The following is an 8,860-nucleotide window of genomic DNA, read 5'->3' as shown; positions in this document are numbered from 1 at the left end:
CCGTACTCAAGTACAGCCTGCGGCCAGCTTCCTAGTTTGCTCTTTGATTTTCATTGAGTATAATTTTACCATTTCCTTACCTGTGATTGTCATTTATGGTCACCTTTCTAGCTAAAATTATACTTATAATGCGTATTTTTGTCAATTCTTCTATCTTATCTATTCGTAAAAAAGAAAAAAGATCAGGAAATTCTCCTAATCTTCATGTATGTTTACTTGATTTTCTTAGCTAGCATGGTCGCAAAGCGTAGTTGAATACGATTGCCATTCTCATCGCGACGGTGCAAATGGCCTGGATTTTCATTGTACTTGACCAATTCCCAGTCCTTGTAATAGTTCGCTAGTTCGCCTTCCTTAAAGGTGAATGGGAAGTTAACTGAGCAAGGATAATCCTCCGTGTCCATGGCACAAACGATAAGGTTATAGCCACCGACCGCGGTTTTCTCCTGCATATTTTTGATAATTTCAGGAATGCGGTCTGCTTGCAGAAACATCAAAACAACTGTCGATACGATGAAATCATACTCTTGACCAATGCTAGCTGAATTGATATCGTAAAGACCAACAGGCATGTCCAAATCTTCCTGCTCAACAATGCTTTGCAAGATTTCAAGGGCCAGTTCATTTTGATCCACAGCTGTCACATCGAAACCTTGCTGGGCTAGAAAGAGTGCATTACGACCTTGACCACAGCCCAAATCCAAGGCTTTCCCTGGTTTTACTGACTGCATGGCCTCTAGAACCTCTGAATGAACAGGATTGGTATTGTATTTCTTAGGGAAATAATCCTCAGGTTTACAATAAAATTCCAAATACCATTCCACATCATCTGTGGCAGCCTCCACTCGATGCCAAGCTTGAGGTTGTGCCATGGGATTGTCGGCTCCTGCTTCAAAGAGATGTTCAGCTAGAACCTCACCATCCTCTGTCAATTCAATAAACTTGAGAGTTCCCTTCAAAACAGTAATTTTCCCCCAAGTCCCAACCTTGGTATTGTGTTTCTGCTGAACAGCCTCTGGCATGGTTTCTTTAGTCCATAAAGGCATGCGTTTATAGGCAACTAATTTTTCCATTTTCATTTCCTCTTTTTATCGCTGATTAACAGCTTTCATCACGCGCGCAATGTCTCGATTTTGTTCACGACGTTTGATAGACTCCCGTTTGTCGTAGTCATGCTTCCCTTTAGCTAGGCCTAAAAGGAGCTTGGCATAGCCATCTTTAATATAGACTTTTAGGGGAACCAGGGTCATTCCTGTTCCTTTAGTCTCTTGTTCCAACTTTTGGATTTGCTTTTTATGGAGTAAGAGTTTGCGACGGCGTTCTGGTTCTTGATTCCAGATATTACCCTCTTCGTAAGGAGCGATGTGAACATTGCTCAACCAGACTTCTCCATTTTTTACTTGGGCAAAGCCATCTTTGAGATTGATTCGAGCAGCTCGTACACTCTTGATTTCAGTTCCAGTCAGGACCATCCCTGCCTCTAGCGTATCTACGATTGTATAGTCATGACGCGCCTTTTTATTTTGTGCGACGACCTTTCCCTCGCCCTTTGCCATGCTTAACTCCTTTCTTAGCTACTTCCTTATAAAAAGGTTTCTTTCCTTTTTTCTTCTTGTCTTTTTGTGAATGCTTGCGCTTATCATTTGAGCGTCCTGATTTTCTCTTGTCTTCCTTCTTATCTGAACGACGACTTGAACCACGCCCTCTGTCACTACGATTAGACTGTTTCAAGCCTTTTTCGATCACATCAAACTCACTTGGAATGTAAGAGAAGTCAATTTCACCTGTCATCTTATCAGCTCTTTCAACGCGAATACGAATTTGTTGACCTACACGGAAGGTTGTTCCTGATTTCTCCCCACGAAGGGTCAAATCACGCTCATTGAAATGATAAAATTCAGGTAGATTGGTGAGGTGAATCAAGCCTTCAACTGTGTTTGGCAATTCGACAAAGAGACCGAATTTGACAATACTTGATACAACTGCATCGTACTCGTCACCCACGTATTCTTCCATATACTCAGCCTTTTTCATGGCTTCGACTTCACGCTCGGCCTCGATAGCACGACGCTCACGGTTTGAGGACTGGGTTGCAATCTCTGGGATTACTTGCTCAAAATGCTCTGCTATTTCCTTAGAACGGCCGTAATCACGAATCATACGGTGAACAAGAAGGTCTGGATAACGGCGAATCGGACTGGTAAAGTGAGTGTAATAATCAGCCGCTAATCCATAGTGGCCGTGATTGTGCTCCGAATAGCGAGCCTGCTGCATAGAGCGAAGAAGCATCATGGACAATACATCTGCATAAGGTTCTCCCTCAACAGCACGCATGATGTCTTGGAGAGCCTCCTGGCTAATCTCACTGGCAGTTCCATAAATGCGCAAGCCAAAACTCGAAGCATAATCAATAAACTTTTGAACCTTTTCAGCCTTAGGCTCCTCGTGAATCCGATAGATAAAAGGCAAATCCAGCTTGCTAAAATGCTCGGCAACTGTTTCATTGGCCATCAACATAAAGGACTCAATCATGCGCTCGGCAATTCCACGCTGACGAAGAACGATATCAACAGGCTTACCTTGTTTATCAACCAAAATCTTGGCTTCATTGGTATCGAAATTGAGGGCTCCACGTTTCACACGCATGTTTTCTAAAATTTCATGGAGCTTGGCCATAAGTTCTATACTAGGAACAATTTTCTGATACTCTTGTCTCTTCTCCTCGTCACCTGCTAAGATATCATTGACATCACTATAGGTCATACGAAAACTGGTCTTGATAACCGTTTGTGTAATAGTGTAGTTGACCACACGACCATGTTTATCAATCTCCATAATGGCAGACTGGGTCAGACGGTCAACTTGAGGATTAAGGGAGCAAATGCCATTTGACAGTCGTTCTGGAAGCATTGGAACCACACGGTCTGTCACATAGACTGAAGTCGCACGGTTAAGGGCTTCCTTATCAAGGACAGAACCCTCGGTCACATAGTAGGAAACATCTGCGATGTGAACTCCAAGCTCCAGATTGCCATTTTTCAAGGCCTTGATATGCACTGCATCATCCAAGTCCTTGGCATCTGCACCGTCAATGGTAAAGATAATCTCATCTCTTAGATCCAGACGACCTTCCATATCCTTTTGAGACGGAGCATCCGGCACACTTTCTGCTTCCTTAACAACTGCATCTGGAAATTCTGAGACAATGTCCATAGACTCCAAAACTTCAAGGACATCAATTCCGACATCCGTTGAATGCCCCACCACATCAAGGACGCTCGCGACAAAGAAATCATGTTTCTTGCTTGGGTATTTGTCGATAAAGACCTTGAGAACTTCTGTTCCTTCTAGTTTAAGGGCAGGTTTCTTAACATAAATCGGTTGGCTGATTTTCTGGTTTTTCGAACGGATGTAACCAGCATACTTAGGTTTTTCCTGATCCAGAACTATTTGACCGACAACGGTTGTTAAGCTACGTTCTAGGATATCAATAATTTTTGCTTCCGCTGCTGTTCCCTTGTTTCGGTCAGCGACTTTTTTGATGACGACCTCAACGGTATCACCATCAATAGCATAGTTGACATCGTTTTTTCCTACAAAAAGGTCGTCCTCTTCCCCTTCCAGACTGACAAAGCCAAAGCCATTTTTATGGGCATGAAAAATCCCCTTGAGGGTAATCTCATGTTTTTTCTTAACTTCCAAGGTCAGACTGCCATCTTCTTCAAAGCGTATCTGGTGCTTTCTTTCCATTAGGGACAAGGTTTTAATCAACTCACGAAAATCCTTGGAACCGTCTTTTCCCAAAGCTTGAGCCAAGTCATTGACAGTCACCCTTCCCTTATCTTGTAAATATTCTTTTATTCTATCTTTCATATTTTCTTTCTAGATTTTTTAATTTTCTTTTACTGTAAAACCTTCTCAAACATCCTTTAAAAATAAAAAGAGGCAAAGACCTAGTCCTGCCCATTATTTTCTTATCTACTTGATAATACCGTCAATGCTAAGGCAATGGCTAGCCAGAAAAAGACTAAAATCCCTGTCAAACGCTGCATTACAGCTTCAAAACCGCGTGCTTTACTGCGTTCAAACAAATCACCTGAGCTGGCATCAAATACATTGCTGGATTGGTTTTTGGTTGGTTGCATGAAAATCGCAATCACAATCACAACAGATAATACTAATAAAATGGTTAATAATAGGTTATACATATCAAACTCCTTAAAATCCTTATTATTTTACCATAAAATCTACTTAGATTCAAGATGTAGGGTTACTTTTCTTTCCTTGGGACAATACTTTAAAACCTCAATCTTGTCTGGATGGGTTTTTGAATTTTTACTGGTTAGGTAATTGATACTGCCACAAGAGGAGCATTTGAGATTAATTTTTACTCGCACTAGATTTCCTTTACTTTTAATAATGTTCGAAATTGAAGCAGGTTAAAGAGACAACTAAAGGCAACACAAAGGCTTGTCGCATAAAAGACTGCATGGTAGCCAAATTGTCCTGCTACTGCAGAACCTGCCATAGGACCAACGACACCACCCAGATAAAAGAATACCTGATTGAAGGCAAAGACCCTCGAAATGCCGGCTTTGGGAGTCATTTTGCTGAGTAGCGCATTGACCCCGGGAATCAGCGCACCGGTTCCCAAGCCAAAGAGGAATCGATAGAGTCCCAGTTGGAGGGGGCTAGAAGCATTGGCGCAGAGGAGATAGATGATGACTGAATAAAACTGGGCGACAACCAAGAGACGATGATTGCCCACCTTGTCACCTAGCTTGCCCATAACTCCCGCACTCATCATACTGGAAAAGCCCATACTGGATACAATCAAACCAGATACAAAAAGAAGATTCTCTGTCTGCCCTAAGTCACGCACATAAAGAGCCAAAATAGGACCAATCGATTGGGCTGAAAATTGGATGACAAAACTGGTTAAAAAGAGATTGACCAAAAGATAGGGATATTTGACCGATGTAAATAATTCCTTTGTTGGAATAGCCCTTTCCTTGGCTACTGGTTGAAAATCTTCCTTGATAAAGCAAATAGTCAAAATAGCAGCTAAAAATAAAAAACTACCAACCAGTAAGAAAACCGTACGAATGCCAAATAATTCTGCGATAAAGCCACCAATAAAAGGACCAGTTAGAGTACCTGCAACTACGCCTGTAGACAGAGTACCTAAGGCAGAGCCTGATTTCTCCTTGGGAACCTGACTGGCTATCAGGGCTGTTGCATTAGGAACAAAACCTGCAAATACACCATTCAGTAAACGAAGAAAGATTAGCCAATAGATATTTGGGACAAAGGCTAAGCCTCCCATAGTAATGGTCATGGCAAGTCCAGCTCGAATCATCATGGGTTTTCTTCCGTATTTGTCAGCAAGGATTCCCCAGATAGGAGAAAAGAGCGCCGCGGAAATAGCAGATACAGAAATAGCCAAGCCTGCATAAAAAGCAGCTTGCTCACTCCCAACACCTAGATTTTCCACAAAAATGGGCATAAAGGGCACAACCAAAGAAATACTGGCTCCTGTCAGAAAATTACCAAACCAGGCAATGCGCAAATTATCCTTCCAGTTAATCTCTGTCATCTTGTGCACCTCCCTCGAGAAGGATACGCACTTGAGTAAGAAGCTGGTCCAGATTTCCATTGTTATCTAAAACATGACTAGCCAAATCTTTCTTTTTCTCTAAAGGCCACTGGGCTGCCAGACGAGATTCAGCTTCATTTTTGGACAAGTGGTCTCTTTTCATTAAACGTTCTACTTGGACATCTCGATCCACATAGACCAACCATGTCTCATCAAACCAAGCGCTGTAGTCCTGTTCAAAAAGCAAGGGAATATCCATGAAAAAGATAGCTTCTGTCTGAGCCAACTGGTCTCTCAAAGTAGCCAGTTCTTCACGAATAATCTCCCCTTGGATTCGTTTAGACCATTCCCGTTCATCAGGATTTGAAAAGATGAGACTAGCTAGGAGAGGGCGATTGAGTTCTCCGTTTTCTAGAATGATTTCTTGACCAAAGTGCTGGACTAGAGCCTCAAACAGACGACCACCAGATTTCTGTAGCTGGTGTACAACTGCGTCAGCATCCACCACTTGAAAACCTTGTTTTCTTAAAAAATTTGTCACAGTTGACTTACCAGAGGCAATTCCTCCTGTGATTCCAATGATTTTTCCCATCAGTCCCTCCTTTGACAGTTTGGACAAAAGTGGGTTCCACGTCCGCCTAGTTGAATTTTCTCAATCACAGTTCCACAGCGTGAGCATTTTTGACCAGCCTTGTCATAGACCTGATGAAAATCCTGCATGGTTCCGTCTTCCCCAAAGGCATTGGTATAAGTCCGAATGGTCGAGCCACCTTTTTCAACAGCCTGACCCAATACAGCAATGGTCTGGTCATGAATGGCTGACGCTTCTGCTGCAGTCAAAGTCTGAGAAGGTCTTGCTGGATGAACCTGAACTCGCCAGAGAACCTCATCCACATAGATATTGCCAAGACCAGCAACCAAGGTCTGGTCTAGGAGATGGGATTTGATAGGCTTTTTGGACTTGGTAAGAGCAGTTTGAAAGACCTGCAAATTAAAATCCTGCTCTTTCGGCTCCGGACCTAGTTTTTTAGAAATAAAGTAGGCTTTCAAAAGGTCAGGCGCCAAGAGTTCCATAGTACCAAACTTGCGAACATCCTCATAAACAAGCGTGCCACCATCCTCAAACTGGAAGAAAACATGGGCATGCTTGCGTTCAGGAACTTGGTTCGGATAATAAAAATACTTGCCCTCCATCCGTAAATGGGAAATCAAGACCTTGTCTGTCAGGTAAAAAAGCAAATATTTGCCACGACGTCCCATTGACTCAACAATCTGACCAGGCACTTCCTTTTGAAACTCGTCCAGATTTGTCTTAATCATCTTGGGATAGCGAATTTCTATACTCGAAATTTTCTTACCTAGAATCAATTTTTCTAAGCCACGACGAACCGTTTCAACTTCAGGTAATTCAGGCATAAGTCCTCCTTCTGTAAAAACAAGAAGCAGGCATGAGCCCACCTCTACTTAATATTCTTTTTCATTATAGCCAAAGTCAGCCAAATCTAGTTTTTTATCGCGCCAGTTTTTCTTGACCTTGACCCATGTTTCTAGGAAGACCTTGTCTCCTAGCATGAGTTCGATATCACGACGGGCCATACTACCGATTTTCTTAAGCATAGCGCCACCTTTACCGATGATAATGCCTTTTTGACTATCGCGCTCAACCATGATAGTTGCACGGATATGCACCTTGTCTGTCTCTTCGTCTCGTTTCATAGAATCCACAACTACTGCTACCGAATGCGGAATCTCTTCACGAGTTAGGTGCAAGACTTTCTCACGGACCATCTCTGAAACCAAGAAACGTTCTGGATGGTCTGTGATTTGATCAGACGGGAAATACTGGAATCCTTCATCCAAATTTTCACTCAAAATATCCACTAGACGAGACACATTATTCCCCTGAAGAGCTGAGATTGGAACAATTTCCTTGAAGTCCATTTGGTTACGGAAATCATCGATCTGAGATAAAAGCTGGTCTGGGTGAACCTTATCGATTTTATTCACCACCAAAATCACAGGAACCTTAGCAACCTTGAGACGCTCGATAATCATGTCGTCTCCCTTACCACGCGCTTCATCAGCAGGCACCATGAAAAGAACGGTGTCCACTTCGCGAAGGGTACTGTAGGCAGACTCAACCATGAAATCTCCGAGAGCTGTTTTAGGTTTGTGAATCCCTGGTGTGTCGATAAAAACGATTTGTTCCTTATCAGTCGTGTAAATTCCCATGATTTTATTGCGCGTTGTCTGCGCCTTATCACTCATGATGGCAATCTTTTGCCCCATGACATGATTTAAAAAAGTTGACTTCCCAACATTGGGACGTCCTAAAATGGCTACAAAGCCTGATTTAAAAGTCATAATTTCCTCTTACTGTTTAAAATAATAAATCCCAGATTCGTGGGAGAAAAATCAATGCGCCTGTTAAGGCTGCGAAAAGAGAGACCACTAATACCGCGCCAGCCGCCATATCCTTGGCATTTTTAGCCAGCATGGAAAAGTGATAATGACTGGCCAAATCCACCACATTTTCAATAGCAGAATTGATAATTTCAAAGGCTACTACCAAGAAAATGCTCAATAGGAGAAAGAGCCATTCGATTCGTGACACCTGAAAAACAAAACCTGCAAGAATGACTACAAGAGCCGTTACTGCATGTTTTCGCATATTGCGTTCTTCCTTGATAGCAGTAAAAATTCCTGTGAGAGCAAATTCTAAACTGGATATCAGGTCACGATTTTTCCATTTTCGTTTATTGTCTTGTGAGTCCATAGGCTGTCAAAATTTCTTCTTGTAAACCGAACATCTCTGCTTCTTCTTCCGGAGTGTAGTGATCATAGCCGTTGATATGTAAAAAGCCGTGTACTGCCAAGAAGCCCATCTCACGCTCAAAGCTATGGCCATATTCCTCGGCCTGCTCATGAGCCTTATCAATAGAGATGAACAGTTCCCCAATATAGGCATCAAACTCAGACATCATCTCTGCCAATTCCGGATTTTCAAGCAAATCTTCCTCGTCAAAGGCAATTTCCAATTCTGGTTTATACTCAAGGCTGATGACATCTGTCGGACGGTCTGTGTCACGGTACTCAAGATTGAGTTCATGACTACGCTCGTTAGTCACAAAGGTAACTGCCATCTCCTTGTCTTCTTTGCCTAATTTTTGGGCTGCAAATTCCAAAATTTCTTGGGTTTGTTGCAACATTTCTTTTGAAACTTGACCAGTTTCATCTACCATTTCAATATACATGTGCTTCTCG

11 protein-coding genes are annotated in these 8,860 nt (G+C 42.4%); all 11 read right to left on the bottom strand.

Going from position 1 to position 8,860, the window contains the following annotated elements; all coding sequences use genetic code 11:
• Positions 1–212: 212 nt before the first annotated feature.
• Complete coding sequence (gene tehB, locus HT714_RS07405) at positions 213–1,073, bottom strand: SAM-dependent methyltransferase TehB (protein WP_173251731.1); 861 nt, start codon at positions 1,071–1,073, stop codon at positions 213–215.
• A gap of 15 nt (positions 1,074–1,088) precedes the next feature.
• A complete protein-coding gene (gene smpB / locus HT714_RS07400) occupies positions 1,089–1,556 on the bottom strand; it encodes an SsrA-binding protein SmpB (RefSeq protein WP_001051750.1) in 468 nt (155 codons plus the stop codon).
• The gene (rnr, locus tag HT714_RS07395) at positions 1,519–3,873 is read right to left on the bottom strand and encodes a ribonuclease R (RefSeq protein WP_173226428.1); all 2,355 of its coding nucleotides are present in this window, start codon (positions 3,871–3,873) and stop codon (positions 1,519–1,521) included. The genes smpB and rnr overlap by 38 nt, the downstream gene beginning before the upstream one ends.
• 101 nt (positions 3,874–3,974) lie before the next feature.
• Positions 3,975–4,208 (bottom strand): preprotein translocase subunit SecG, encoded by a 234-nt coding sequence (secG, locus tag HT714_RS07390; protein ID WP_000282517.1) that lies wholly within the window; start codon positions 4,206–4,208, stop codon positions 3,975–3,977.
• Between the two features lie 39 nt (positions 4,209–4,247).
• Complete coding sequence (rpmG, locus tag HT714_RS07385) at positions 4,248–4,397, bottom strand: 50S ribosomal protein L33 (RefSeq protein WP_001809104.1); 150 nt, start codon at positions 4,395–4,397, stop codon at positions 4,248–4,250.
• Positions 4,397–5,596: a multidrug efflux MFS transporter gene (locus HT714_RS07380; protein ID WP_173226426.1), complete on the bottom strand. Its 1,200-nt coding sequence runs from the start codon at positions 5,594–5,596 to the stop codon at positions 4,397–4,399. Before HT714_RS07380 ends, rpmG begins: the two co-directional genes overlap by 1 nt.
• Entirely contained in the window at positions 5,583–6,188 is a 606-nt protein-coding gene (coaE, locus tag HT714_RS07375) for a dephospho-CoA kinase (protein WP_173226424.1), read from the bottom strand. Before coaE ends, HT714_RS07380 begins: the two co-directional genes overlap by 14 nt.
• Positions 6,188–7,012 (bottom strand): DNA-formamidopyrimidine glycosylase, encoded by an 825-nt coding sequence (gene mutM / locus HT714_RS07370; protein ID WP_173226422.1) that lies wholly within the window; start codon positions 7,010–7,012, stop codon positions 6,188–6,190. The genes coaE and mutM overlap by 1 nt, the downstream gene beginning before the upstream one ends.
• Positions 7,013–7,060: 48 nt before the next feature.
• Positions 7,061–7,960 (bottom strand): GTPase Era, encoded by a 900-nt coding sequence (gene era, locus HT714_RS07365; RefSeq protein WP_173226420.1) that lies wholly within the window; start codon positions 7,958–7,960, stop codon positions 7,061–7,063.
• A gap of 16 nt (positions 7,961–7,976) precedes the next feature.
• A complete protein-coding gene (locus HT714_RS07360; RefSeq protein WP_000378166.1) occupies positions 7,977–8,372 on the bottom strand; it encodes a diacylglycerol kinase in 396 nt (131 codons plus the stop codon).
• Positions 8,353–8,850 (bottom strand): rRNA maturation RNase YbeY, encoded by a 498-nt coding sequence (gene ybeY, locus HT714_RS07355; protein ID WP_000275156.1) that lies wholly within the window; start codon positions 8,848–8,850, stop codon positions 8,353–8,355. The genes HT714_RS07360 and ybeY overlap by 20 nt, the downstream gene beginning before the upstream one ends.
• Between the last annotated feature and the right edge of the window lie 10 nt (positions 8,851–8,860).

It is taken from the genome of Streptococcus sp. 3705 (assembly GCF_013277145.1).
Lineage (GTDB): Bacteria > Bacillota > Bacilli > Lactobacillales > Streptococcaceae > Streptococcus.
Note: the sequence above shows the minus strand (reverse complement) of the source record. Positions and strands in the feature narration are given on the sequence as shown.